This is a genomic window from Leifsonia sp. P73 (assembly GCF_051059105.1).
Classification (GTDB): Bacteria; Actinomycetota; Actinomycetes; order Actinomycetales; family Microbacteriaceae; genus Leifsonia.
This window is the reverse complement of sequence record NZ_CP194931.1, coordinates 689098-714594: the sequence shown is the minus strand read 5'-3', so window position 1 is coordinate 714594 and position 25497 is coordinate 689098. Positions and strand designations below refer to the sequence as shown.

Below are 25497 nucleotides of genomic sequence, written 5' to 3'. Positions count from 1 at the left end.
TGACGATCCGGGTGCTCGGCATCGACCCGGGTCTGACGCGCTGCGGCGTCGGCGTCGTAGACGTGCGTCCCGACCGCACGGCCGCCCTGGTGGAGGTCACGGTCATCCGCACGCCGGCCGACATGCCGCTGGAGCAGCGGCTGCTGGCGGTCGGCACCGGGATCGACCAGCTGCTCGACGCCCACCGCCCGGACGTGGTGGCGATCGAGCGCGTCTTCGCGCAGCACAACCTCCGCACGGTGATGGGCGTCGCGCAGGTGAGCGGCGTGGCGCTGCACGCCGCCGCACGCCGCGGCCTCCGCGTCGCGCTGCACACGCCGAGCGAGGTCAAGGCGGCGATCACCGGGTACGGCTCTGCGGACAAGAAGCAGGTGCAGGCGATGGTCGCCCGCATCCTCGGGCTCGCGGAGGCGCCGAAGCCCGCGGACGCGGCGGACGCCCTCGCCATCGCGATCTGCCACGCCTGGCGCGGCTCACCCGCCGCAGACGGGCGAGCGGCAGGCGGGGCAGCCGAAGGCGCCGCGCAGACGCCGGCGCAGGCCGCGTGGCTCGCCGCCGAGCGCTCCGCCCGGACGTCGGGCGTTCCCCGTAGGCTGGCCAGGTGATCTCCTCCCTCCGCGGCACCGTCCTCTCTGCGAGCGGCGGCACCGCCGTGATCGAGGTGGGCGGCGTCGGCTTCGCCGTGCAGCTCACCCCCGACCACGTGCTCTCGCTGCGCGTCGGCGACGAGGCGTTCGTGTTCACGTCACTCATCGTCCGGGAGGACGCCCTCCAGCTCTTCGGCTTCGCGGACCTCGAGCAGCTCCAGGTCTTCGAGCTGCTCAACGGCGTGTCCGGAGTCGGCCCGAAGTCCGCGATCGGCGTGCTTGCGGTGCTCAGCCCCGACCAGGTCGCCGACGCCGTGGCGGCCGACGACGACGCGCCGTTCCGCAAGGTGTCCGGCATCGGTCCCAAGACCGCCAAGCTCATCGTCGTCTCGCTCACCGGCAAGCTCGCCGCCGCCCGGCGCACGCCCGCACGTGCGGTGAAGGCGAAGGGAACGCCCTCCGCCGTCCCCGACAGCGTGATCGTCGCCCTGGTCGGCCTCGGCTGGCCCGAGAAGATCGCGGCGGAGGCGGTGTCCGACGTGGTCGCCGAGACCGACGAGGGGTCGCGCGACTCCGTCCAGGCCCTGCTGCGGCTCTCGCTCGCGCGCCTCGGCCCGGCCGGCGCGGCGAGCGGAGCGGCCCGATGAGCGACGACCTCACCGCGCCGGAGCTGGAGTCGGAGTCGGAGCTCGCCTTCGAGGGCGCGCTGCGCCCGCGCACGCTGTCGGAGTTCGTCGGGCAGGCGAAGGTCCGCGGCCAGCTCCAGCTGCTGCTGACGGCCGCGAAGATGCAGGATCGCACGGCCGACCACATCCTGCTCGCAGGCCCTCCCGGGCTCGGCAAGACCACGCTCGCGATGATCGTCGCGCACGAGAGCGAGCGCCCGCTCCGGCTCTCCAGCGGCCCCGCCATCCAGCACGCCGGCGACCTCGCAGCGCTGCTGTCGTCGCTGACGCCGGGGGAGGTGCTGTTCATCGACGAGATCCACCGGATGGCTCGCTCGGCCGAGGAGATGCTCTACCTCGCGATGGAGGACTTCCGCATCGACATCATGGTCGGCAAGGGCGCGGGCGCCACGTCCATCCCGCTCGACCTCGCGCCGTTCACCCTCGTCGGCGCGACGACCCGCTCCGGGCTGCTGCCGAACCCCTTGCGGGACCGCTTCGGTTTCACCGCGCACCTGGAGTTCTACGACGAGGGCGAGCTGACGCAGGTGCTCACCCGCGCCGCGACGATGCTCGACTTCGAGGTCGACCGCGAGGCGCTGGCGGAGATCGCCGGCCGCTGCCGTGGCACCCCGCGCATCGCCAACAGGCTGCTTCGCCGCGTCCGCGACTACGCGCTCGTGCACGGCGGCCGCGGCGACGTGGCGGCGGTGCAGGCCGCGCTGGAGCTCTACGACGTCGACCCGCTCGGCCTCGACCGCCTCGACCGCGCCGTCCTGCACGCCATCCTGGAGCGCTTCGAAGGCGGCCCGGTCGGCCTCAACACCCTCGCGGTGTCGGTCGGCGAGGAGGCGGAGACCATCGAATCCGTGGTCGAGCCGTTCCTCGTCCGCATCGGTCTGCTGTCGAGAACTCCGCGCGGGCGGGTCGCCACACCCGCGGCCTGGCGGCACTTCGGCCTGTCCGGCCCGCGACCTGGGGGTGTACCGCAAGGCCACTCACAGCAACCGTCCCTGATGGATGACCTATAATTCAAGCTGGCCACTCGCCACACACCCCCTTGACTTTCACCGGAAGGTTCGGCTTACTTCATGGATCCGTTGACCATTGTGATGGTCGTCATTCTGGCGGCCCTCGTCTTCTTCATGTTCCGCAACAGCCGCAAGCGGCAGAAGGAGCAGGCGGAGACCCGTTCGAAGATGGTGCCCGGCGCCGAGGTGATGACCAACTTCGGCCTGTACGGCACCCTGCTGTCCGTCGACGAGGACGACAACACCGCCATCATCGAGACCAGCCCCGGCCACGTCGTGAAGGTGCACCGCCAGGTGCTCTCCCGCGTGGTCGAGCCCAAGACCGCGGAGACCGACGACACCGAGGTCGCGGGCCCGGAGCTCAACGAGGACCACGCCATCCCGGCCGACTCCTCCGCTCCGGAGTTCGGCGAGCGGCTCGACGACGCGCCGAAGAAGCCCGGCGCGAAGAGCGACGACTGATAGCATCCCTGTGCTCCGCGCACCGAGAGGGTGCGCGGATCGCTCGTAGAAAGCTGAGTTCCTAGGTGGCAAAGTCGACTCCGGTCAAAAAGGCCTGGCGTTCGTTGACGTGGCTCGGTGTGATCGTGGTGGTCCTCCTCGGGACCCTCACGGCCGGCGTCCTGTTCAGCAACGCGACGTGGCTGCCCAAGCTCGCCCTCGACCTCGAGGGCGGCACCCAGATCATCCTCGCGCCGCAGGTCGAGAACGGTCAGTCGGTGCAGCAGCAGCAGCTCGACCAGGCGGTCTCGATCATCCGGCAGCGCATCGACGCGTCCGGCGTGTCCGAGGCGCAGATCTCCACCGAGGGCTCGCGCAACATCGTCGTCTCGCTGCCGGGCAAGCCCGACCAGCAGACGCTCGACCGCGTCAAGGCGAGCGCGCGGCTGGACTTCCGGCCGGTGCTGCTCACCGGCGGCCCGACCAACGAGGTCGTGGGCGCCGACGGCAAGTCGACCCCGGCGCCGAGCCCGGCCCCCGGCCTCCAGTCGACGCCGTCCACGTCGCCGACGAACGGCAGCGACCTGGCCTGGGTGACTCCGGCGCTCCAGGCCGAGTACGACGCCTTCTCGTGCGCCGCGAACAAGAACAAGGACCTCAGCGCCGCTCCGACGGACAAGCCGCTGATCACCTGCGACGACAACAACACGGTCAAGTACCTGCTCGGCCCGGTCGAGGTGAAGGGCCAGAACATCTCGGACGCGAGCGCCGGCCTGATGCAGAGCTCGCAGGGCGTCACGACCGGCCAGTGGGCGGTCAACATCGTCTTCGACGCCACCGGCACCAAGCAGTTCGCCGCGGTCACGACCCGCCTCAACGCCCTCCAGGGCGCGCAGAATCAGTTCGCGATCGTCCTGGACGGCCGCGTCATCTCGGCGCCGACCACCAACGCGGTGATCACCGACGGCAAGCCGCAGATCTCGGGCAACTTCACCGAGCAGAGCGCCAAGACCCTCGCCGACCAGCTCAAGTTCGGCGCGCTGCCGTTCAGCTTCAAGGTTCAGAGCCAGGACGACATCTCGGCCACGCTCGGAACCTCGCAGCTCATCAGCGGCCTCATCGCCGGTCTGATCGGCCTGATCCTGGTCGCGATCTACACGTTCTTCCAGTACCGCCTCCTCGGCCTCGTGACGATCGTCTCGCTCGTCGTGGCCGGAACGCTGACCTGGCTCACCATCTCGCTGATGTCCTGGCACTACGACTACCGGCTGTCGCTCGCGGGCGTCGCCGGCCTGATCGTGGCGATCGGCTTCACAGCGGACTCGTTCATCGTCTACTTCGAGCGAATACGAGACGAGTTGCGCGATGGGCGCAGTCTCGAATCCGCCGTGGAGGCCGGCTGGGGCCGTGCGCGCCGCACGATCTACGCGTCCAAGGCGACCAACCTCCTCGCGGCCGTCGTGCTGTACGTGCTGGCCGCGGCCAACGTGCGCGGCTTCGCGTTCACGCTGGGTCTGACGACCATCATCGACGTGATCGTGGTGCTGCTGTTCACTCACCCGACGCTCCAGCTCCTTGCGAAGACCCGCTTCTTCAGCAGCGGCCACCCGCTCTCCGGCCTCGACCCGGACGCCCTGGGCGCCGTGTACCGCGGCGCCGCCCGCTTCCGCGCTCCCCAGCCCGAGCTCGTGGGCGCGGGCAAGGCCTCCCGCGCCAGCGGGAGGCGGCACGCCGCCAGACGATCGCCGAGCGCAAGGCCGCGGAGCTCGCCTCCGCCTCGACCTCCTCGTCGTCGGATCGATCGACCGAGGGGAAGGACAACTGATGGCCAGCCGCCTCACCAAGTTCGGTAACGACCTCTACACCGGGGCGCGCTCGTTCGACTTCGTCGGCAAGCGCAAGATCTGGTACACCATCGCCATCGTGATGGTCGCCCTGTCGATCCTGGTCCCGATCATCAGGGGCGGGTTCAACTTCTCGATCGAGTTCCGCGGCGGATCGCAGTTCCAGATCAGCCAGGTGCAGAGCACCGACACGACCAAGGCGCAGAACGCCGTCGCGAGCGTCGTGCCCAACGCGGTCTCGCACGTCAGCGTCGTGGGCAACAACGCCATCCAGGTGCAGACCGACCAGCTGTCCGACACCCAGACCAAGGCTGTCGCCGACGCGCTGGCCACGGCCTACGGCGTCCCGTCGTCGGAGGTCTCCTCGACCTTCATCGGCCCCTCGTGGGGCGCGGACGTGACGCAGCAGTCCATCCAGGGCCTCGTGGTGTTCCTGCTGCTGGCGTTCATCGCGATGGCGCTGTACTTCCGCACCTGGAAGATGTCGGCGTCCGCGATCATCTCGCTCTTCCACGACCTCATCATCACCGCGGGCATCTACGCCCTCGTCGGCTTCGAGGTGTCGCCCGCGACGATGATCGGCTTCCTGACGATCCTCGGCTACTCGCTGTACGACACGGTCGTGGTGTTCGACAAGATCCGCGAGAACACGCGCGAGGAGCTGGAGCTCACGCGGCGCACGTTCCCGGAGGCGGTCAACCTGGCGGTGAACCAGACTCTCGTCCGCTCGATCAACACCGCCGTCGTGGCCGTGCTGCCGGTCGCGTCGATCCTCTTCATCGGCGCGTACGCCTTCGGCGCCGCGACGCTCCGCGACATCTCGCTCGCGCTGCTCATCGGCATCATCGTCGGCACGTACTCGACCATCTTCCTGGCCGCGCCGATGTACTCGCAGTTCCGCGAGGGCGAGGCCGCGATCAGGAAGCACGACCAGAAGGTCCGCGCGGTGCGCCCCAAGGCCAAGGTCGCGGCGACCGAGCCCGTCGCGGCGGAGTAGCGTCGGCGCATGAGCGGTCGCTACCTGTCGGAGGATGAGGTGAGTGCCGCGCGTGCGCGCGAGCTCGTGGACGCCGGCGCCGCCTGGCTGCTCGACGTCCGCGAGGAGCACGAGTGGGAGTCCGGGCACGCCCCGGCCGCCCACCACATCCCGATGGGCGAGCTCGGCGCGCGACAGCACGAGCTTCCGGAGGACGAGCAGATCCTGGTGATCTGCGCCGTCGGCGGCCGGTCGCGCATGGTGACCGACGCGCTGCTGCAAGCCGACTATCCCGCGGCGAATGTGGCGGGCGGGATGCTCGCCTGGCAGGCGTCCGGCGGCCCGGTCTCCGACCCCGGAGCACCCCCGGGAGCGTCCGCCTGACCGCCGGTCGCGCCCCTGTGAACGGGAAGGCGCGAACAGCGGCGATAATGGACGACAGGAGGCGAGCAGATGGTTGACACGACGACACCGCAGTCCGCCTCGCTGCGCCGTCTCGTGCCGCGGATCTTCTCCCGCGCCCAGCCCGCCGGCGCCGTCGACACCCTGATCCGCACGGTGCGCATGCACCACCCGAAGGCCGACCTCTCGCTCATCGAGCGCGCCTACGCGGTCGCCGAGCGCGCCCACGACGGCCAGAAGCGCCGCTCCGGCGAGCCGTACATCACGCACCCGGTCGCGGTCGCCCAGATCATCGCGGACCTCGGGATCGGCGCCAAGACCATCGCCGCCGCACTGCTGCACGACACGGTGGAGGACACGGCCTACACGCTGGACGAGCTCCGCGACCAGTTCGGCGACGAGATCGCGATGCTGGTCGACGGCGTCACCAAGCTCGACAAGGTCAAGTACGGCGACAGCGCGCAGGCCGAGACCGTCCGCAAGATGATCGTCGCGATGTCGAAGGACATCCGCGTGCTGATCATCAAGCTGGCCGACCGCCTGCACAACGCGCGCACCTGGGGCTTCGTCCCGGCGGCCAACGCCACACGCAAGGCGACGGAGACGCTGGAGATCTACGCGCCGCTCGCCCACCGGCTCGGCATCCAGACGATCAAGTGGGAGCTGGAAGACCTCTCGTTCGCCGTCCTTTACCCCAAGCTCTACGCCGAGATCGAGAGCCTGGTGAAGCAGCGAACGCCCGAGCGCGAGCGGCTCGTGCAGCAGGTGATCGACGCGATCAACGACGACCTCAAGACCGCGAAGATCCGCGGCAAGGTGGTCGGCCGGCCCAAGCAGTACTACTCGATCTACCAGAAGATGGTCGTGCGCGGCCGCGAGTTCGACGACATCTACGACCTCGTCGGCATCCGCGTGCTCGTCAACACGGTGCGCGACTGCTACGCGGTGCTCGGCTCCATCCACGCGCGCTGGACGCCGATGCCCGGCCGTTTCAAGGACTACATCGCCACCCCGAAGTTCAACCTGTACCAGTCGCTGCACACGACGGTGATCGGTCCGCAGGGCCGCCCGGTCGAGATCCAGATCCGCACCGAGGAGATGCACCAGCGGGCCGAGTTCGGTGTCGCCGCGCACTGGAAGTACAAGGAGCAGACCACCGGCAAGAGCACCGGCGGCCCCGGCAAGGTGGACACCGACCTCGCCTGGCTGGCGCACATCTCCGACTGGCAGGCCGAGACGGCCGACCCGTCGGAGTTCCTGGACTCGCTGCGGTTCGAGATCGGCGCGAAGGAGGTCTACGTCTTCACACCGAAGGGCCGTGTGATCGGCCTGCCGGCCGGCGCGACCCCGGTCGACTTCGCCTACGCCGTGCACACCGAGGTCGGCCACCGCACGATGGGCGCCAAGGTGAACGGCCGCCTGGTGCCGCTGGAGAGCACGCTCTCGACCGGCGACGTGGTGGAGATCTTCACCTCCAAGAACCCGGACTCCGGCCCGAGCCAGGACTGGCTGAACTTCGTCAAGAGCCCGCGAGCGCGCAACAAGATCCGCCAGTGGTTCACCAAGGAGCGCCGGGACGAGGCGATCGAGCAGGGCAAGGACGCCATCGCCCGCGCGATGCGCAAGCAGAACCTGCCGCTGCAGAAGCTGATGACGCAGGACGCCCTCGTGGAGGTCGCGTCCTCGCTCAAGCACCCCGACGTCTCGTCGCTGTACGCGTCCGTCGGCGAGGGCCACATCTCGACGCAGTCGGTGATCGAGAAGATCGTCGCCTCGCTGCAGAGCGAGGTCGAGTCCGACGGCGAGCTGGACATCCCGGTCAAGGGCCGGCCCAAGCAGCTGCGCAACAGCGACTCGGGTGTGCTCGTGCGCGGTGCGCCGGACATCCTGGTGAAGCTCGCGAAGTGCTGCACGCCGGTGCCCGGCGACCCGATCGTCGGCTTCGTGACGCGCGGCCAGGGCGTCTCCGTGCATCAGGCGAACTGCCACAACGTGCAGTCGCTGCTGCAGGAGCCCGACCGCATGATCGACGTGGAGTGGGCGCCGAGCTCGAAGAGCGTCTTCCTGGTGCAGATCCAGGTGGAGGCCTTGGACCGCTCCGGGCTGCTCTCCGACGTCACGCGCGTGCTGTCCGAGCACCATGTCAACATCCTCTCTGCGACGGTCACGACGTCGAGCAACCGGCTGGCGCTGAGCCGCTTCGTGTTCGAGATGGGCGACACCACCCACCTCGACCGCGTGCTCAACGCTGTGCGCCGGATCGACGGCGTCTACGACGTCTATCGGGTCAGCGCCGGCTGACCGGGGCCGGGAGCTCCGTCCGCTCGACAACGGGCAACCGGGTGAGCGCCCTGGTCGCGCCGTGCCGCCGCGACCGGGCGAGGTGGGCCGCGAGCCGGTCGGGCGAGGCGCGCCCGAGTTCGAGCAGGTGACGCACCTCCAGGGCCTCCGGAGGCCCGAACCGGGGAGTGTCAGCATCAGGTCGGCCGCCGTGCGCAGCGGCGCCGTGACGCGCACGCCGCTCAGCTCCACGACCTCGCCGTCTCCCAGCCGGTGCTGGTGCGCGTCGAAGTCGGGTGGGAGGCGACCGCGGCGCCTGCGGTCGACGCACACCTGGGGTCGCAGCGGCGGCGCCGAACGGGTGCCGTGGATCCAGGCCGCGGTGCCGCGATCGGCGACCGCACTTCCCGGCCGGTGGGCCGCGAACGCGTGCGCGCGCAGCGAGGGGGTGTCGGGGATGTCCGTCGCGGCGAACGCGTCGCCGACCCGGTAGAGCTGCCCGTCGAGCACGAGTGAGAAGAGCTCGGCGAGCGGGAGGACGTCACGGTCGAGGAGGAGTGGCAGTGCTGTTGTCATGCGTCCAGCCTCCGCTGGTCGCAGTACTCGTGGACCGCCGTCGGGGAATCCGTGGAGTACTCATCCGATCACGCGGGCTGTGGAGAACAAACCCGCCGGCGACCGGGAGTCAGCCGAGCGCGTCCAGCCACACCTTGCGGGCGTCGAGGGCCTCCTGGGCGGCCTTGACCTTGGCGGAGTCACCGCTGGCCTTGGCCTCCTCGAGCTCCTGCTCCAGCTTGGCGATGGCCGCATTGAGCTGGCTGGCCAGCCCCTCGGAGCGCGCCTTCTTCTCCGGGTTGTTGCGCTCCCAGTGCTCCTCGTCCAGCCGCCGCACGGCCGCCTCGACCTTGCGCAGGCGGTCCTCGATGGGACGGACCTGGTCGCGCGGCACGCGGCCGATGGCGTCCCAGCGCTCCTGGATGGAGAGCAGCTTCGTACGCGCGGTCTCGCAGTCCTTCTCCTTCAGGAGCGGCTCCGCCTCGTCCAGCAGGGCGAGCTTGAGCGTGAGGTTCTCCTCGTACTCGACGTTGTCCCGCGCGTCGACCTCGGCCTTGGCCGAGTAGATCGCGTCGCCCGCCGCCTTGAAGCGCGCCCACAGGGCGTCGTCGTTCTTCTTGCCCGCGCGGCCGGCCAGCTTCCACTGGTCGAGCAGCCGCCGGTACTCCGGCACCCCGTCGGCGCCGAGCGGCACCAGGCGTTCGGCCTGCTCGATGAGCGCGTTCTTGCGGGCACGGACGTCGCGGTGCTGGTTGTCCAGGTCGGCGAAGAACGCCTTGCGGTTGTGCTCGATGGTCGAACGCGCGGCGCGGAACCGCTTCCACAGCTCGTTGGCCTCGTTCTTGGGCAACCGGGGGCCGTCGTGCTGGTGGGCCTGCCAGCTCGCGAAGAGCGCGTCGAGCTCGGCGGTGGTCTGCTTCCACTGCGTGCGGGCCGGGTCCTGCGCGGCGAGGGCCTCCGCCTGCTCCACGATGGCGGTGCGGTCGGCGATGGCCTGCTCCAGCGCGGCCTTGGCCTCCGCGCTCTGCTGCTCGGTGAGCTCCTCGACGGTGCCGCCGAGGGCGTCCAGCCGCGTGATCAGCGACGCGAGGTCGCCCACGGCGTTCGCGCCCTCGACCGACGTGCGCAGACTCGCGACCGACTTGGCGACGTCGGCCGCCGGGGCGCCGCGGCGGGCGCGCTGCTCCAGGAGGCCGACCTGGCCGGCGAGGTCGTTGTACTTGCGCTCGAAGTAGGAGATCGCCTCCTCGGGAGTGCCGTCCGGGTACTCGCCGACGGCGCGCTCGCCATCGCCCTCACGGACGTACACGGTGCCGGTCTCATCGACGCGACCCCAGGGGTGCTGTTCAGAAGTAGCCAAGAGCCTCACCTTGCTTGCGGTGCCACGTTGGGAATCAGCCTATTGCACACGCCGGGATCACTGCAGCGTGAAGCTGTCGATCTTCGTCGCGACGGCGGGCTTGCCGTCGGTGCTGCCGCCCTGGACGCCCTTGTCGGTGACGTCGCTGATCAGGGTGGGGAGACCGCTGGTGATCTTCCCGATGACGGTGTAGCCGCCGGCGGAGTCGGAGGGGATGGTGGTGTCCTTGTACACGATGAAGAACTGGCTGCCCTGGCTGTTCGCGTTGCCGCTCTGGCGTGCCATCGCGATGGTGCCGGCCGGGTACTTGTCGTCCTTCGGCGCGTTCTCGATGGGGCCGTAGGAGTAGCCGGGGCCTCCGCTGCCGTCGCCCTTCGGGTCGCCGCACTGCAGCACGTAGAAGCCGCCGTTGGTGAGGCGGTGGCAGGTGAGCCCGTCGTAGAACTTCTTCTGCGTCAGCGAGATGGTCGAGGAGACCGCCTGCGGCGCGGCGGCGCCGTCGAGCGAGACGCCGAGCTTGATGCCGTTGATCGTGAGGTCGCCCGTCCAGGTGCGGCCCTCGGCGATGCTCTTCGACGGGACGCCGGCCGCGGCCGATGACGACGGGGAGGGCGACGGGGAGGCCGACGCGCTCGTGGCAGACGGCTTCGCGAAGAAGAGGAGCTGCGTGCCGACCGCGAGCACGACGATCACGAGCACGGCGATCCCGGCGACCCAGTTGTCCCGCTTGCGGCGCCTCACCTTCTCCTCGTGCACCGTCTGCCGCGCCTGATACGCGCGGAGGCGCTCGCGAGCCTGTCGCGCGTCGCGGTCGTTCTGCTTGCTGGGTGCCACGTCTGTCCTCCGGGGGCGCCGTCGAGCGGGGGATGGATGCCACCGCGCCGACGGGACGCCGCGCGGCGGGATGGATGCTGCACGAACCCTATCCGGCGTGGCTATGAGCGCCCAAACCCACGCGCCGGTGGCGGCCTCGCCGGGACGGACACCGATGTCGGTGGCGGCGACTACTCTTGTCGGGTGGTCGACGTGCAACCTGGGCTCCGGACGGGAGCGACGCCTCTCGCCGTGCGCATGCGGCCGAAGTCGCTGGACGAGGTCGCCGGGCAGCGCCATCTCCTGCGTCCCGGGTCGCCGCTGGTCGCCCTCGCGTCCGACAAGGACGGGCAGTCCGGCTCCGTCTCGGTCATCCTGTGGGGGCCTCCCGGCACCGGCAAGACCACGCTCGCCCAGGCCATTGCGCACTCGTCCGGCCGGCGCTTCGTGGAGCTGTCCGCGGTCACCGCGGGCGTGAAGGACGTCCGCCTGGTGATGGACGAGGCGCTCTCCACCCGCGACCTGTACGGCGTCTCGACCGTCCTCTTCCTGGACGAGATCCACCGTTTCACCAAGGCGCAGCAGGACGCCCTCCTGCCCGGCGTCGAGAACGGCTGGGTCATCCTGGTCGCCGCCACCACCGAGAACCCGTCGTTCTCCGTCATCTCCCCGCTGCTGTCGCGCTCGCTCCTGCTCACGCTGGAGACGCTGAGCGACGAGGACCTCGGCGTCGTCGTCGACCGGGCGGTGTCCGACGACCGCGGCCTCGGCGGCCAGTACACGGTGGACGACGAGGCGCGCGCCGCCCTCATCCGGCTCGCGTCCGGCGACGCCAGGCGGGCCCTCACCGCGCTGGAGGCCGCGTCGGTCACCGCCGCGTCGGTGACGCCCGCGACCTCCAAGAAGAAGCCGGTCATCACCGCCGAGCTGGTGGCGCAGGCGGTCGACCGCGCCCTGCTGCGCTACGACCGCAACGGCGACGAGCACTACGACGTCATCAGCGCCTTCATCAAGTCGGTCCGCGGTTCGGACGTCGACGCCGCGCTGCACTACCTGGCACGGATGATCGAGGCGGGGGAGGACCCGCGATTCATCGCCCGCAGAATCATCGTCTCGGCGTCCGAGGACATCGGGATGGCGGACCCGCAGGCCCTCGTAGTGGCGATCGCCGCCGCCGACGCCGTGCAGTACATCGGCATGCCGGAGGGACGCATCCCGCTCGCGCAGGCCGTCGTCCACCTCGCCACCGCCCCCAAGTCGAACGCGGCGTACATGGCGCTCGACGCGGCCATCGCCGACGTGCGCGCCGGAAAGATCGGGAGGGTGCCCAAGCACCTCCGCGACGCGCACTATCCCGGCGCCAAGCGTCTCGGCCACGGCAAGGGCTACAAGTACCCGCACGACGACGCCCTCGGCGTACTGCAGCAGCAGTACCTGCCCGACGAACTGGCCGACACCACCTACTACGCGCCGACCGAGCACGGCAACGAGCGCGACGTCGCCGCACGCCTGGCGAAGCTGCGCCGCATCGTGCGCGGACGCTGACCGCGGTCTGCTAGAATCGTCTGGCCTAGAAGCGTGTTCAGGGTGCGGCTGCCCGGGACACGCTTTCGACGGGACAGGCCCTTTAGCCGGGCGTCCCTGGCGTCAATCCCTCTCTCTTGCAGGTGAAAGACCCTGCGCAGTGCGCCCCTGAGCGCCCTGCGACCAACATTCGTAGAGAGAAAACCGAAAGGAAATCGTGTCTTCACGTTCCCGCAGCAAGACCCGCGAGTCGCGCGCCCTGGGCATCGCCCTGACCCCGAAGGCGGCCCGCTACATGGAGAAGCGCCCGTACGCCCCGGGTGAGCACGGCCGCACCAAGCGCAAGGCCGACTCCGACTACGCCGTCCGTCTGCGCGAGAAGCAGCGTCTGCGCGCCCAGTACGGCATCCTGGAGAAGCAGGTCCGCATCGCGTTCGAAGAGGCCCGCCGCACCGCCGGCCTGACCGGTGAGAACCTGGTCGAGCTCCTCGAGATGCGCCTCGACGCCCTGGTGCTCCGCGCCGGCTTCGCCCGCACGATCTCGCAGGCCCGACAGTTCGTCGTGCACCGCCACATCCTCGTCGACGGCAAGATCGTCGACCGCCCGTCCTTCCGCGTGAAGCCGGGTCAGCTCATCCACGTGAAGGCCCGCTCCGAGGGCACCGAGCCCTTCCAGGTCGCGGCCGCCGGCGGTCACGTCGACGTCCTGCCCAAGGTCCCGGCCTACCTGGACGTGGAGATCGACAAGCTCCAGGCGCGCCTCGTGCGTCGCCCGAAGCGCGCCGAGGTCCCCATCACCTGTGACGTGCAGCTCGTCGTCGAGTACTACGCCGCCCGCTGACGCGAGCGACAGACTCCCGCAGAACGGGGTCGCGGCTTCGGCCGCGGCCCCGTTTCTCGTTCTCCCGGGTCCATCCGGCACCGGTTTCCCGTACGCTGGTGGTCGTATGCCCGTCACGGAATGGAGGGGGCCGTCATGTCCGGAGGCGACATCGCAGGACTGATCGCGGCGGCCGTGTTCGCCGTCCTGGTCGGATTCATCGCCGTTCCGCTGCTGAAGCTCGGCCGTGTGCTCGACTCCACACGCGACGCCATCAAGGAGGCCAGCGACGGCATCACGCCGATCCTGGAGGAGACGGCGACCACGCTGCAGGAGACGAACAAGCAGCTCGCACGGGTCGACACGATCACGAAGAACGTCGCGGACGTCACGGGCAACGTGTCCGCGCTGGTGGCCCTGTTCGCAGCTACGGTCGGCGGTCCGCTGATCAAGCTGGCGGGCTTCAGCGCCGCCGTCCGCGCCGCCCTCCGGGTGCCCGGGGCCTCCCGGCGTTCCCGGCGCCAGGCGGACTAGACTTGCGCGAGTGCGCTGAGCGCGCGCAACCAGGGAGGGAAGATCCGGCAATGAAGAGTTTCCTGTGGCTCCTGATCGGCGTGGCCGTCGGCTTCGTCGTCGCCCACAAGGTCAACGAGACCCCCAAGGGTCGCGAGTTCTTCGGCACGCTCGACAAGAAGGCGCGCGACTTCGGCGAGGCCGTCTCGGACGGCTACCGTCAGCGCGAGGCGGAGCTCCGCTCGGCCATCGACGGCGACTGACCTCCCCCGTCTCTTCCGACACTCGTCTCCCCGCTCCACACTCGATCGACCGGAAACCATGCAGACTGCTGAAATCCACCGCCGCTGGCTCGACTTCTTCGCCACGCGCGGTCACACCGTCGTCCCGTCCGCCTCGCTCGTCAGCGACGACCCGTCGCTGCTGTTCACGGTGGCCGGGATGGTGCCGTTCGTGCCGTATCTGACGGGTGTCGTCCCCGCGCCGTTCCCGCGCGCGACGAGCGTCCAGAAGTGCATCCGCACGCTGGACATCGAGGAGGTCGGCAAGACCCCCGCCACGGCACGTTCTTCCAGATGTGCGGCAACTTCTCGTTCGGCGACTACTTCAAGGAGCAGGCGATCACGTTCGCCTGGGACCTCCTCACCCTGTCCGAGGACGAGGGCGGCCTCGGCTTCGACCCGAAGGACCTCTGGGTCACGGTGTACGAGGAGGACGAGGAGGCCCGCGAGATCTGGACCCGCGTCGCCGGCCTCCCGGCCGAGCGCATCCAGGGCCTCGGCAAGGACACCAACTACTGGTCGACCGGCCAGCCCGGCCCGGCGGGCCCGTGCTCGGAGATCTTCTTCGACCGCGGCCCGGCCTACGGCATCGACGGCGGCCCGGCGACGGATGACGACCGCTACGTCGAGATCTGGAACCTCGTCTTCATGCAGTACCTGCGCGGCGAGGGCACCGGCAAGAAGGACTTCGACATCCTCGGCGACCTGCCGAAGAAGAACATCGACACCGGCCTGGGCCTGGAGCGCGTCGCGTTCATCAAGCAGGGCGTCGACAACATGTACGAGATCGACCAGGTGCGCCCGGTGCTCGACCGCGCGGCCGAGCTGGCGGGCAAGCCGTATGGCAACGAGGCGCACGAGGACGACGTCCGTCTCCGCGTGGTCGCCGACCACGTCCGCAGCGCGCTCATGCTGATGACCGACGGCGTGACGCCGTCCAACGAGGGCCGCGGCTACGTGCTGCGCCGCCTGCTGCGCCGCACGGTGCGCGCGATGCGCCTGCTGGGCGTCGAGACCGCGACCTTCCCCGCGCTGTTCCCCGCCTCCCGCGACGCCATGAAGGCGGCGTACCCCGAGGTGGAGGCCGAGTTCGCGCGCACGTCGCAGCTCGCCTACGCGGAGGAGGAGACCTTCCTGCGCACTCGCGTCCGGCACGAGCATCCTGGACACGGCCGTCGCGAACACGAAGGGCTCGGGCAAGGACCAGCTCGCGGGCGACACCGCGTTCCTCCTGCACGACACGTACGGCTTCCCGATCGACCTGACCCTGGAGATGGCGGAGGAGGCCGGCCTCAGCGTCGACCGCGCCGCGTTCGACACGCTGATGGCCGACCAGCGCGCCCGCGCGAAGGCGGACGCCAAGGCGAAGAAGACGGCGCTGGCCGACCTGTCGGTCTACAGCGCGTTCCGCGCGCAGGGCGAGACGGTGTTCACCGGGTACACCGACCTGGAGACGGAGTCGAGCGTGCTCGGCCTCATCGTCGACGGCCAGTCCGTGAACGTCGCGCGCGAGGGCCAGGTCGCCGAGATCATCCTCGGCGCGACCGCACTGTACGCGGAGTCCGGCGGCCAGGACGCGGACGCGGGCACCATCGTCGGCCCGGGCTACGAGCTCGACGTGCTCGACGTGCAGAAGCCGGTGAAGGGCCTGATCAGCCACAAGGTGCTGGTCCGCAGCGGCGAGGTCGGCGTCGGCGCTCCGGCGACCAGCCTCGTGGACGCGGAGTACCGCCGCGGCGCCAAGCAGGCGCACTCCGGCACGCACATCATCCACGCGGCGCTGCGCCAGGTGCTCGGCCCCAACGCGCACCAGTCCGGCTCGTTCAACAAGGCCGGCTACCTGCGCCTCGACTTCTCCTGGAACCAGGCGCTGTCGCCGGAGACCCGTAGCGAGATCGAGGAGATCTCCAACAACGCGATCCGCGACAACCTGCAGGTGACGACGCGTGAGCTGCCGCTGGCGGAGGCCAAGGCGCTCGGCGCGATGGCGCTGTTCGGCGAGAAGTACGGCGACGTCGTGCGCGTGGTCGACATCGGCGGCCCGTGGTCGCGCGAGCTCTGCGCGGGCACGCACGTGGCGACGAGCGCCGAGATCGGCATGATCAACCTGGTCAGCGAGTCGTCGGTCGGCTCCACGAACCGCCGCGTCGAGTCGCTGGTCGGCCTGGAGGCCTTCCAGGACCTCGCGGTCGAGCGCACCATCGTGTCCCAGCTCTCCGGCGCGCTCAAGACGCCGCGCGAGCAGCTGCCCGAGAAGATCGCCGACCTGATGGCGAACCTCAAGGCGGCCGAGAAGCGCATCCAGGCGTTCGAGGCCCGCGCGGTGCTCGACAAGGTGCCGGGCCTGCTGGACTCCGCCACCCGTCGCGGCGCGGTCACGGTGGTGGCCGAGGATGCGGGCACGCTCAACTCGGCAGACGACCTGCGCCTGCTGGCGACGACCGTCCGCGAGCGGCTCGGCTCGGACGCGGCGGCCGTCGCGCTCGCGGCGCGCGCGGCGGGCAAGCCCGTCGTGATCGTGGCGACCAACCAGGCCGCGCGCGACGCCGGCGTGAACGCGGGAGCGCTCGCGAAGACGGCGTCGGGCGTGCTCGGCGGCGGGGGCGGCGGCAAGGCCGACCTCGCGCAGGGCGGCGGCACGGACGCCGAGGCGATCCCGGCCGCGCTGTCCGCGGTGGTCTCGGCGATCGGCTAGCGCGTGCGCAGCGGCGTGCGGCTCGGCATCGACGTCGGGAAGGTGCGGATCGGCGTGAGCCGGTCCGACCTCCACGGGATGCTGGCGACCCCGGTGGAGACGGTCGCACGCTCCGAGGATGCTGCGGATCGGCGCCGGATCGCGGAGATTGTGACCGAACTCGGAGTTTTCGAGATTATCGTCGGGTTGCCTCTGGCGCTCTCGGGTGCGCACACCGCGTCGACGGCGGATGCCGTCGCCTTTGCGGAAGCGCTCGACGCCCAGGTGGACGTCCCGGTGCGATTGGTGGACGAACGGCTCTCGACCGTCTCGGCCCACTCGGCGCTCCGGGCGTCGGGCAAGAACTCGAAAAGCGCGCGTCCGGTGGTGGATCAGGTGGCCGCCACGATAATTTTGCAGCACGCCCTCGACGCGGAGCGCGCTTCAGGCCGTCCGCCGGGCCACCCCGTCGAACCGAGCATTGGACCCTAGTTTGTCGCAGAACCCGCAGGAGAAGCCGGAGCCCCCCGTCTTCCCCGCCGTGAACCGGCAGCAGCCGCTGACCCGGCGCGAGGCGCGCCAGGCCAGGGAGGCCGAGGAGGCCCAGGCCGCGCAGCATGCGCAGGCTCAGCAGCCTCCTGCGGACCAGCCGGTGCCGGTCGTCGACACCCGCAACCCGCAGACCCCGGGCCCATGGACGCCGCCTCCCGCCGAGACCCCGTCGAACCGCGAGACCCTGGACGGGCTGGACTTCGACTCCGTCGTGACCGGCCCCGTGGCGGTCGACGCCGCGCGCTCCGAGCGGGAGCCGGTCGGCGCGGCTGCGCGCCACGAGGCCGCCCGCGGCGCGGCGGCAGGCGACCACGGCCGGTTCGACGACTCGGCGCACGCGATCTTCGCGTCGCTCGCCGACGACGGCGCGGACAGCCCCGACGCGTCCGGCGGAGGACGCGGCGCCTCGCCCCTCGCCTGGCGCCAGCAGAACTACCTCTCGCACGAGCCGCCCAAACGCAAGCGACGCTGGCTGAAGCGGCTCGTCATCACCCTGGTCGTCATCCTGGTCCTCGGCGGCCTCGCGGCCGGAGGCTTCATGGCGTTCCAGCCGCAGGTCGCCGCGCTCGTGGCGAAGGTCATGCCGCAGAACAACGACTACACCGGCAACGGCACCGGCTCGGTGACGTTCACGATCAAGTCGGGCGACGACGGCAGCGCGATCGCGACCAACCTCCAGAAGGCGGGCGTGACCAAGAGCTACACCGCGTTCTACTCGCTTCTGCTGCATCAGCAGCCGCAGATCGTCTGGCAGCCCGGCGTCTTCAAGCTGGCGAAGCAGATGAGCGCGAAGGCCGCCCTCGCGGCGCTGCAGGACCCGTCCTCCCGGTTGCAGAACACCGCCGTGATCCCCGAGGGCACGGCGGAGAAGGACGCGCTGCAGACCGTGGCGGCCGCCACGAAGCTCCCGCTCGCCCAGGTGCAGCAGGCCGCCGCGAACCCCGCCGACTTCGGGCTGCCGGCCCAGGCGAAGACGCTCGAGGGCTTCCTCTTCCCTGCCACCTACACGTTCGCGCCGGGAATCACCGCCCACGATGCGATCAAGACGATGGTGGATCGGTCCTTCCAGGCGCTCGACCAGGCGGGCGTGCCGGTCGCGGACCGCTGGAACGACGTGATCCTGGCCTCGATCGTGCAGCGCGAGGCGGGCCTGAAGGACGACTACCCGAAGGTCGCGCGCGTGTTCCTCAACCGGCTCGCGCAGGGCTGGGACCTGCAGTCCGACGCGACCGTCGCGTACGGGACCGGGCACACCGACCGGGTCACGACCACCGACGCCGAGCGCGCGGACGCGGCCAACCCGTACAACACGTACGCGCACGCCGGCCTCCCGGTCGGCCCGATCTCCAACCCCGGCGACCTCGCGCTCAACGCCGTGACGCACCCGGCGGACGGGACCTGGATGTACTTCGTGACCTGGAACCTCAAGACCGGCGAGACGATCTTCTCGACCACCCAGGCGGAGCACGAGGCGGCGGTCGCGAAATGGCAGCAATGGATGAAGGACAACCCCGGCTATGAGTGACGCACCGAAGCCCCGGCCCGCCGCGAAGTCGCGTGCGCCTCGACCGAAGCCGGCGAAGGCGGAGCCTGCCGAGGAGTCGCTCGACGCCGTCGAGAACGGGGTGTCGGAGGCGTCCGCCGAGGAGCTGATCGCCGAGCTGGTGGAGGCCGAGCGCGCGGCGGAGGCCGAGGAGGCGGCGATCGCGGAGGCCGAGCGGGCCGCCGACGAGGAGGAGCCGCTGGAGGACGAGGAGCCTGCGGAGGAGCCGGCGCCGGAGGAGGAGCCCGCAGAGGAGGAGCCCGCAGAGGAGGAGCCCGCGGAGGAAGAGCCCGCAGTGGAGTCCGCCCCCGCCCCGGGCACGGCCTCCCGTCGCCTCGCCGTCCTCGGCTCGCCGATCGGCCACTCGAAGTCGCCCGCCCTCCACCGTGCCGCCTACGCCGCGCTCGGCCTGGACTGGTCGTACGACCAGCTCGACGTGAGCGAGGCCGGCCTGTCCGCCTTCCTCGACGGCCTGGGCGAGGAATGGCGCGGCCTGTCGCTGACCATGCCGCTCAAGCAGTCCGTCATCCCGCTGCTGACCGAGACCGACCGGGTCGCGGAGCAGACCGGGGTGGCCAACACCGTGCTGCTCGACGGCGACGACATCAGCGGCTTCAACACCGACGTCGCGGGCATCGTCCGGGCGCTGTCCGCCGCCGGCCTCCAGGAGGCGCGTTACGTGCACGTCCTGGGCGGGGGAGCGACCGCCGCCTCCGCGCTGGTCGCCGCGGCCGAGCTCGGCGCCGAGCGCGTCGACGTGCACGTGCGCGACCTGCAGAAGAGCGTGTGGCTGGAGCCGCTGGCCCACCGGCTCGGGCTGATGATCCGCATCCGGTCGTTCGCGCAGGCCGACCGCTCGCTGGACGTGCCGCAGCTCGTGATCAGCACGCTCCCGGGCGGCGCCTCCACCGAGGCGATCTACACCGACTCGACCCGCCGCAAGGCCGTGCTGCTCGACGTCGCCTACGACCCGTGGCCGAGCGTGCTCGCCACCGCCTGGCAGGCGGTCGGCGGCCGGGTCGTCTCCGGCCTGGCGATGCTCGCCCAGCAGGCGCTGCTGCAGGTGCGCATCTTCGTCTCCGGTGACGTGCTGCAGCCGCTCCCCGACGAGGACGGCGTCCTGGAGGCCATGCTCGCCGCGGTCGGCATCGACGCGGAGGGGGCGCCGGTGGGCGACGGCTCCGACGCGCCAGAGGCGGAGTAGCCGCTCCATGGCGGTCGTGGAGGTCCGGCACGGGTGCACATCGGAGGACCCGCGTCTGCTCCACGCACTCGTAGAGCAGACCGAGATCGTGGCGGCCGCGAACCGCGCGAGCGAGGCGTAACGGCGCGAAGCGGCCCTCCACCGTTGTGTCAGCCGAAGCGAGCGCTCAGAACGCTCCCGGCGGCACCACCACCGAAGCGGGCTTCACCACTTCACGCGTTGGCGTGTGGAGTGGTGGAGTCGTCTACAAGGCGTGGCCGACCCCGCTCGGACGGGATAAGTCCCGGGCTTGCGTTACGGACGGAGGGGTGCTCAGAGTCCCGGAAGTGGTTGGAACTCGCTGTTCGACGGATTCACCGAGACGATCACCGTGTTCACATGTCCAGGGCCTCGGTACGTGAAGTCGTAGACGACTTGAAACCCGAGCTTGTAACCGGGCTGTAGCGCAGCGTTTGACTTGCGATCCGGGTATTCCTTCATGTATTTGATCTCTTGTTCCACGCTGGTTTTGTCGAAGCCGTAGGCTTCGGCGCCGTTGCGGAGGATGGTGAAGAACTCTTCCGGGGTGTCCGCTTTGAGGAAGTAGGAGATTTCCCTTACGTCAACTCTTTGTTCAGTTGTGAAGAATCTGATGTGGTCGGTGTGGGCGGTGAGTGTGCCGTGGGACCCGTGGAGGGTGAGGGTCATGAGGCCGTCGACGCTGAGATTTGGTACGGAGCGGGCTGTGGCGGGGAGGCCGAGGTCTTCTTTGCGGAGTTGATTGGTGGTGAGGTCGAAGGTGACCTGGCAGGTTGCGGCGATCTCCTCCAGGCCTGCCTGGTCGAATTGTGAGTTCCTGAGTTCGTTCATCGTCGTCTCCTGCTTCGTTCCACTGTCGCATCGGGGTAGCGAGGAGTGTGAGGTGAGAGCCTGGACCACCCCGCACCCGGACAGCGCGAGGACCAGCACGCCTGCAAGTGCAGCCCTGGCTATCCTGCGGTGGTTCATGGTGTCTTCTTCCCGGTGTAGCCCTGCCGTAGCCGGTCGAGGATTTCAAGGAGCCGGTTTTGGATGCGCATGTCTTCGGTGCGCTGGGTGAAGTCGGACCCGATGATCTCCCGCACCTTGTCCGGGTCGTTGGTCACCAAATCCTGATACACCGGCAGGGATGCGGTGGCATCGGGTAGGGGGCGCCAATAGAGTCTCGGGCTTGCGTTACCGACGGAGGAGTGCTCATAGTCACAGAAGTGGTTGGAATTCTCTGGCGGTCGGATGGACCGAGACGATGACGGTGTTGACATGTCCGGGGCCTCGGTAGCGGTAGTCGTAGATCACTTCGAACCCGAGCTTGTAACCTGGCTGAAGGGCAATTTTGGACCCGCGGTCTGGGTGATCTTTCATCGACTTGATGTGGCGTTCCACGCTGGTTTTGTCGAAGCCGTAGGCTTCTGCGCCGTCGCGGAGGATGGTGAAGAACTCTTCCGGGGTGTCCGCTGTCAGGAAGTAGGCGATTTCATCGACCCACGCAATGTCTGCGACGGTGAAGAAGGTGATGCGGTCGGTATGGGCGGTGAGTGTCCCGTGGGAGCCGTGGAGGGTGAGGGTCATGAGGCCGTCCACGCTGAGATTAGGCACGGAGCGGGCTGTGGCGGGGAGGCCGAGGTCTTCTTTGAGGAGTTGGTTTCTGGTGAGGTCGAAGGTGACCTGGCAGGTGTTGTAGATCTCCTCCTTGCCTGCTTCGTCTAGTTGTGAGTTCTTCGGATCGTTCATCGTGGTTGCCCTCTGTGTTGGGGTGTTGCACTTGGGGGTCGTGGAGGTCATGGTGAGGGCTTGGACGAGTCCGCACCCGGTCAGAGAGAGCACCAGCAGGGCGGCGATCGCGGTGGTGCGGGCCAGTCTGACGCGTCTCATGGTTTCTCCTTCCCGGTGAACCCTTGCCGCACCCGGTCGAGGATTTCAAGGAGCCGGTTTTGGATGCGCATGTCTTCGGTGCGTTGGGTGAAGTCGGACCCGATGATCTCCCGCGCCTTGTCCGGGTGGTTGGTCACCAGGTCCTGATAGACGGGCAGGGTGTCTTTCTCGATCAGCGCCCACCTGTCGTCCTTGTCGGCGATGTTCCCCTCGGAGAACACCTCGGGGAAGGTCTTGGCTCCCGGGATCGATGCAGCACCGATAAGCGTGATCATCTGCGTCATCGCTTCTCCGGTGATCGGGTGGTTGCGCATGGCGTCGTAGTTGTCGTCGATGATGTCTTTCTGTTCCCGCTTGAGCAGGAACGCGTTACCTTCGGCGATTTGCGCGGGGTCGCCGGAAGCGATCTGCCTCCATGCGATCGCGGTCTTTCGGTCGATGGCGCCGGAGGCGCGGAGGCGTTCGATTTCCTTCATGCCGCCGGTGAGGAACGCTTCGTGTTGGCGGGCCTGGTCTAGGAAGATCTCCTTCTGCATTCCCAGCAGTGTGGTTTCGAAGAATCCCAGTTCGCCATCACCGAACTGCTTCAGGGACGCCCAGAGCTCGTTGGGGATGAACGGGGGTTGTATCCCGGATTTCAGGATGCTGCGCAGCATTCCGAGGTCGCGGAACCCACCGGCGAAGGACGGCCCGATCATGTTCGCCATTCCGGCCCAGTGGAGATCCGGGTTCTTGAGGTAGAGGCGGCCGTAGTAGTCGTAGACCTTCTTGATGATCTCCCAGTTCGCCTCCGTCCCACGACTGATATCCCACTTTGTAGGGTCGATGCCCGCCTTCACGAGAGCCTTGTGATTCCAATACCCGGTGAGGAAGTGCGCGTATGCGTCTGAATCGGTGGGGATGAGCCCGGAGTCGGCGGCCGCGTCCATCGCGATCTTCGCGCCTTCCCAGTGCTTGGACGCCCAGTCGCGGAACTCGGGGCTGTCGAGATAGGCCAAACGCTGCTCGGGCGTCATTCCCTTCAGCAGCTCCGTCAGGTATCGCGCGTCCTTCTTCGGGTCCGGCTTGATCCGGGACGGGGTGAACATGGCCACGCCCTTTCCCTTGGACACGGTCTTGCCGAACAGTCCTCTCGTGCCCATGTTGAACCCGTGTAACGCATCCAACCGGTGCTGAAGGTCGCGAATGTCGTTCTCCAGTTGCGTCAACACGAGCTCCAGCTGGGGACCCACCGCCCTCAACGCTTCCCCTGCCCCAGGCAGTGCCGCGTCCGCCGCCGCTGCGACAACCTCGGTCGTCTCCATCAGACGCTCGGTGAGGTCGCGTTGCGCCTTCGTCGCGGCGAGCTGGATTTTCAGTTCGTCCTCTTTCAGCACCCCGAAACGATTGACCTTGCCGTCTTCGTGCGTGAACTTCTCGAGATCCTTCCCGATGACCGCGATCTCATCTCGTGCTGCGGCGATCTGCGGGGCGATGTCTCGAGACAGGACGAGTTGAGCGGCGGAATAGCCCCTGCCGGACAGCTCACCACCGCTCAAAGCGCCGGTAAGTCGACCAGCCGCAGACTCCGTCGCCTCCAACACGGACAGGGCCGTGGTCAGGTTCCCGCTCAGCGCCGTCTTCAGCTTCTCCGAATCTGCCGCGTCATAGACCAGCCCCATCACGCACCCCCTCCCTCATCGCCCGACCGCTCCGTGTCCGCGGCCCCGTTGATGGCCCGCACCGTCTGGGTCAGCACCTCTGACTGCTCGCTCGCGAGTCGACCGATATAGCCGTCGACCTCTCTGCGCGCCGCCAAGTCCTTCTGCACGAAGTAGTTCGTCCCCAAGGCGGCCGCAGCCTCCTCAAACCGGGAAGTGTGATCCCTCATCGCCCACCGATACTCGTCCCAGCGCTCCTCGTGGCGGCGAATCTGGGAAAGCGCATCCGCGACATCCTGCTCGGACGGGACCTGTCCGTAGCTCTGTCCATCAGGGCCGCTCACGAGTCAGCACCCCAGATCGCCGCGTCCAGACTGTCGCGTTGCTCGATCTGCTTCGCTAGAGCGTCGACATTCCGGGCGTGGCTGATCAGAGTCGCGGATAGCGTGAGGATGCCATCCAGGGCGGTGTTGGTCACCGCCGCCGCATCCCTCATGCTGGCGATGTTGCTGGAACCGAGTTCCACGGTGTGCGCCTCGATGTCAGTGTCGATCGCGGCGATACCGGCCGTCGCGTCCTGAGCGGCAGCGACACTTGACGTCAATTTCACGACTAAAACCCCCAATGCTTACATGTGAGCATAGGGCAACCGTCAAGCTGTCGGGACTTCCGCGTGTGCCAGAATCGAAGCATGCTTCGTTGGCTCACGGCCGGGGAATCCCACGGCCCCGAACTCATCGCCGTCCTGGAGGGGCTCCCTGCGGGGGTCCCGGTCTCCCTGGACGCCGTCCGCGCCGATCTCGCCCGCCGCAAGCTGGGCTATGGCCGCGGCGCACGGATGAAGTTCGAGCAGGACGCGCTGGAGGTCTCCGGCGGCGTCCGCCACGGCCTGAGCCTTGGCAGCCCGATCGCGCTCCGCGTCGGCAACACCGAGTGGCCAAAGTGGGTGGACGTCATGAGCCCGGAGCCGGTCGACCCGGAGAAGCTCGCCAGCGGCCGCGGCGCCGCGCTGACGCGTCCCCGTCCCGGCCACGCCGACCTGGTCGGTATGCAGAAGTACGGCTTCGACGAGGCCCGTCCGGTCCTGGAGCGCGCGAGCGCCAGGGAGACCGCGGCCCGCGTCGCGCTCGGCGCGGTCGCGCGCTCGTTCCTCGCCGAACTCGGCATCACGCTCGTCAGCCACACGCTGTCCATCGGGCCGGTCCGCGTCCCGGAGGACGCCCCGCTGCCCACGCCCGCCGACGTCGCGACGCTCGACGCCGACCCGCTGCGCTGCTTCGACCCGGCCACCTCCGAGCGGATGGTCGCCGAGGTCGACGACGCCCACAAGGAGGGCGACACCCTCGGCGGCGTCGTGGAGGTGCTCGCCTACGGCCTCCCGCCGGGGCTCGGCTCGCACGTGCACTGGGACCGCCGCCTCGACGCGCAGCTCGCCGCGGCGCTCATGGGCATCCAGGCGATCAAGGGCGTGGAGGTCGGCGACGGCTTCCTCACGACCACCCGCCGCGGCTCGCAGGCGCACGACGAGCTCGTGGCCGAGGAGGGGGCCATCCAGCGCACCAGCGACAAGGCCGGCGGCACCGAGGGCGGCATGAGCACCGGCGGCGTGCTGCGCGTGCGCGCGGGCATGAAGCCGATCGCGACCGTCCCGCACGCGCTGCGCACCATCGACATCGCCACGAGCGAGGCGGCTCCCGCGCACCACCAGCGCTCCGACGTCTGTGCGGTCCCCGCGGCCGGCGTGGTCGCGGAGGCGATGGTCGCGCTCGTGCTCGCGAACGCCGTGCTGGAGAAGTTCGGCGGCGACTCGGTCACCGAGACGGCGCGCAACCTCCACGGCTACCTCGACGCCATCCCGCAGAACCTGGCGACGGAGCGCGCCAGCGCGCCCTACGCCTGAGC

The 25497-nt window shown here is 69.3% G+C and carries 24 protein-coding genes and 2 pseudogenes; 18 read left to right on the top strand and 8 right to left on the bottom strand.

Annotation, left to right across the window (positions count from 1 at the left end; all coding sequences use genetic code 11):
• Positions 1-5: 5 nt before the first annotated feature.
• The 9 genes and pseudogenes from ruvC to ACQ86L_RS03650 all read left to right on the top strand — a co-directional run bounded on the left by ruvC (position 6) and on the right by ACQ86L_RS03650 (position 8719).
• The gene (gene ruvC / locus ACQ86L_RS03690; RefSeq protein ID WP_434318978.1) at positions 6-605 is read left to right on the top strand and encodes a crossover junction endodeoxyribonuclease RuvC; all 600 of its coding nucleotides are present in this window, start codon (positions 6-8) and stop codon (positions 603-605) included.
• Positions 602-1234 carry a Holliday junction branch migration protein RuvA gene (ruvA, locus tag ACQ86L_RS03685; RefSeq protein WP_434317733.1) on the top strand — a complete coding sequence of 211 codons (633 nt, stop codon included), beginning with the start codon at positions 602-604 and terminating at the stop codon, positions 1232-1234. The genes ruvC and ruvA overlap by 4 nt, the downstream gene beginning before the upstream one ends.
• On the top strand, positions 1231-2283 hold the full coding sequence (gene ruvB, locus ACQ86L_RS03680) for a Holliday junction branch migration DNA helicase RuvB (RefSeq protein ID WP_434317732.1): 1053 nt from the start codon (positions 1231-1233) through the stop codon (positions 2281-2283). Before ruvA ends, ruvB begins: the two co-directional genes overlap by 4 nt.
• 60 nt (positions 2284-2343) lie before the next feature.
• Positions 2344-2745 (top strand): preprotein translocase subunit YajC, encoded by a 402-nt coding sequence (yajC, locus tag ACQ86L_RS03675; protein WP_345834833.1) that lies wholly within the window; start codon positions 2344-2346, stop codon positions 2743-2745.
• A 65-nt stretch (positions 2746-2810) separates the two neighbouring features.
• Positions 2811-4549 (top strand): annotated as a pseudogene (gene secD / locus ACQ86L_RS03670) (protein translocase subunit SecD).
• The gene (gene secF, locus ACQ86L_RS03665; RefSeq protein WP_434317731.1) at positions 4549-5565 is read left to right on the top strand and encodes a protein translocase subunit SecF; all 1017 of its coding nucleotides are present in this window, start codon (positions 4549-4551) and stop codon (positions 5563-5565) included. The pseudogene secD and the gene secF overlap by 1 nt, the downstream one beginning before the upstream one ends.
• 9 nt (positions 5566-5574) lie before the next feature.
• Positions 5575-5928 (top strand): rhodanese-like domain-containing protein, encoded by a 354-nt coding sequence (locus ACQ86L_RS03660; RefSeq protein ID WP_434317730.1) that lies wholly within the window; start codon positions 5575-5577, stop codon positions 5926-5928.
• A 69-nt stretch (positions 5929-5997) separates the two neighbouring features.
• Entirely contained in the window at positions 5998-8247 is a 2250-nt protein-coding gene (locus ACQ86L_RS03655) for a RelA/SpoT family protein (protein ID WP_345834838.1), read from the top strand.
• Between the two features lie 61 nt (positions 8248-8308).
• Positions 8309-8719, top strand: coding sequence for a hypothetical protein (locus tag ACQ86L_RS03650; RefSeq protein WP_434317729.1), 411 nt, complete (start codon positions 8309-8311; stop codon positions 8717-8719).
• Between the two features lie 192 nt (positions 8720-8911).
• Here the strand turns inward: ACQ86L_RS03650 and ACQ86L_RS03645 are convergent, their stop codons facing one another.
• Together ACQ86L_RS03645 and ACQ86L_RS03640 are read right to left on the bottom strand one after the other, a co-directional pair.
• A complete protein-coding gene (locus ACQ86L_RS03645) occupies positions 8912-10141 on the bottom strand; it encodes a DUF349 domain-containing protein (protein ID WP_434317728.1) in 1230 nt (409 codons plus the stop codon).
• A 57-nt stretch (positions 10142-10198) separates the two neighbouring features.
• Positions 10199-10975, bottom strand: a complete 777-nt coding sequence (locus ACQ86L_RS03640; RefSeq protein ID WP_434317727.1) for a peptidylprolyl isomerase — start codon at positions 10973-10975, stop codon at positions 10199-10201.
• Positions 10976-11158: 183 nt separating this feature from the next.
• Between ACQ86L_RS03640 and ACQ86L_RS03635 the strand changes: the two genes are divergently transcribed.
• The 8 genes and pseudogenes from ACQ86L_RS03635 (at position 11159) to ACQ86L_RS03600 (ending at position 20065) form a co-directional block, all read left to right on the top strand.
• Positions 11159-12499 carry a replication-associated recombination protein A gene (locus ACQ86L_RS03635; RefSeq protein WP_345834842.1) on the top strand — a complete coding sequence of 447 codons (1341 nt, stop codon included), beginning with the start codon at positions 11159-11161 and terminating at the stop codon, positions 12497-12499.
• Positions 12500-12695: 196 nt separating this feature from the next.
• Positions 12696-13319 (top strand): 30S ribosomal protein S4, encoded by a 624-nt coding sequence (rpsD, locus tag ACQ86L_RS03630; RefSeq protein WP_434317726.1) that lies wholly within the window; start codon positions 12696-12698, stop codon positions 13317-13319.
• A gap of 135 nt (positions 13320-13454) precedes the next feature.
• A complete protein-coding gene (locus ACQ86L_RS03625) occupies positions 13455-13832 on the top strand; it encodes a DUF948 domain-containing protein (RefSeq protein WP_345834843.1) in 378 nt (125 codons plus the stop codon).
• 50 nt (positions 13833-13882) lie between these two features.
• Positions 13883-14074, top strand: a complete 192-nt coding sequence (locus ACQ86L_RS03620) for a hypothetical protein (protein WP_345834844.1) — start codon at positions 13883-13885, stop codon at positions 14072-14074.
• A gap of 58 nt (positions 14075-14132) precedes the next feature.
• Positions 14133-16787 (top strand): annotated as a pseudogene (gene alaS / locus ACQ86L_RS03615) (alanine--tRNA ligase).
• A gap of 3 nt (positions 16788-16790) precedes the next feature.
• On the top strand, positions 16791-17258 hold the full coding sequence (gene ruvX, locus ACQ86L_RS03610; RefSeq protein ID WP_345834846.1) for a Holliday junction resolvase RuvX: 468 nt from the start codon (positions 16791-16793) through the stop codon (positions 17256-17258).
• Complete coding sequence (gene mltG, locus ACQ86L_RS03605) at positions 17248-18843, top strand: endolytic transglycosylase MltG (protein ID WP_434317725.1); 1596 nt, start codon at positions 17248-17250, stop codon at positions 18841-18843. Before ruvX ends, mltG begins: the two co-directional genes overlap by 11 nt.
• Positions 18836-20065 (top strand): shikimate dehydrogenase, encoded by a 1230-nt coding sequence (locus ACQ86L_RS03600; RefSeq protein WP_434317724.1) that lies wholly within the window; start codon positions 18836-18838, stop codon positions 20063-20065. The genes mltG and ACQ86L_RS03600 overlap by 8 nt, the downstream gene beginning before the upstream one ends.
• A 312-nt stretch (positions 20066-20377) precedes the next feature.
• On the opposite strand, the gene ACQ86L_RS03595 is transcribed toward ACQ86L_RS03600, so the two are convergent.
• From ACQ86L_RS03595 to ACQ86L_RS03570, 6 genes are all read right to left on the bottom strand, one after another.
• Complete coding sequence (locus ACQ86L_RS03595) at positions 20378-21052, bottom strand: hypothetical protein (protein ID WP_434317723.1); 675 nt, start codon at positions 21050-21052, stop codon at positions 20378-20380.
• On the bottom strand, positions 21049-21189 hold the full coding sequence (locus ACQ86L_RS03590) for a hypothetical protein (RefSeq protein WP_434317722.1): 141 nt from the start codon (positions 21187-21189) through the stop codon (positions 21049-21051). The genes ACQ86L_RS03595 and ACQ86L_RS03590 overlap by 4 nt, the downstream gene beginning before the upstream one ends.
• Before the next feature lie 94 nt (positions 21190-21283).
• The gene (locus ACQ86L_RS03585; protein ID WP_434317721.1) at positions 21284-21955 is read right to left on the bottom strand and encodes a hypothetical protein; all 672 of its coding nucleotides are present in this window, start codon (positions 21953-21955) and stop codon (positions 21284-21286) included.
• Positions 21952-23616 (bottom strand): hypothetical protein, encoded by a 1665-nt coding sequence (locus tag ACQ86L_RS03580; protein WP_434318977.1) that lies wholly within the window; start codon positions 23614-23616, stop codon positions 21952-21954. The genes ACQ86L_RS03585 and ACQ86L_RS03580 overlap by 4 nt, the downstream gene beginning before the upstream one ends.
• Positions 23616-23939 carry a hypothetical protein gene (locus ACQ86L_RS03575; protein ID WP_434317720.1) on the bottom strand — a complete coding sequence of 108 codons (324 nt, stop codon included), beginning with the start codon at positions 23937-23939 and terminating at the stop codon, positions 23616-23618. Before ACQ86L_RS03575 ends, ACQ86L_RS03580 begins: the two co-directional genes overlap by 1 nt.
• Complete coding sequence (locus tag ACQ86L_RS03570) at positions 23936-24205, bottom strand: hypothetical protein (protein ID WP_434317719.1); 270 nt, start codon at positions 24203-24205, stop codon at positions 23936-23938. The genes ACQ86L_RS03575 and ACQ86L_RS03570 overlap by 4 nt, the downstream gene beginning before the upstream one ends.
• 81 nt (positions 24206-24286) lie before the next feature.
• Between ACQ86L_RS03570 and aroC the strand changes: the two genes are divergently transcribed.
• Positions 24287-25495, top strand: coding sequence for a chorismate synthase (gene aroC, locus ACQ86L_RS03565; protein ID WP_434317718.1), 1209 nt, complete (start codon positions 24287-24289; stop codon positions 25493-25495).
• The last annotated feature ends 2 nt before the right edge of the window (positions 25496-25497 follow it).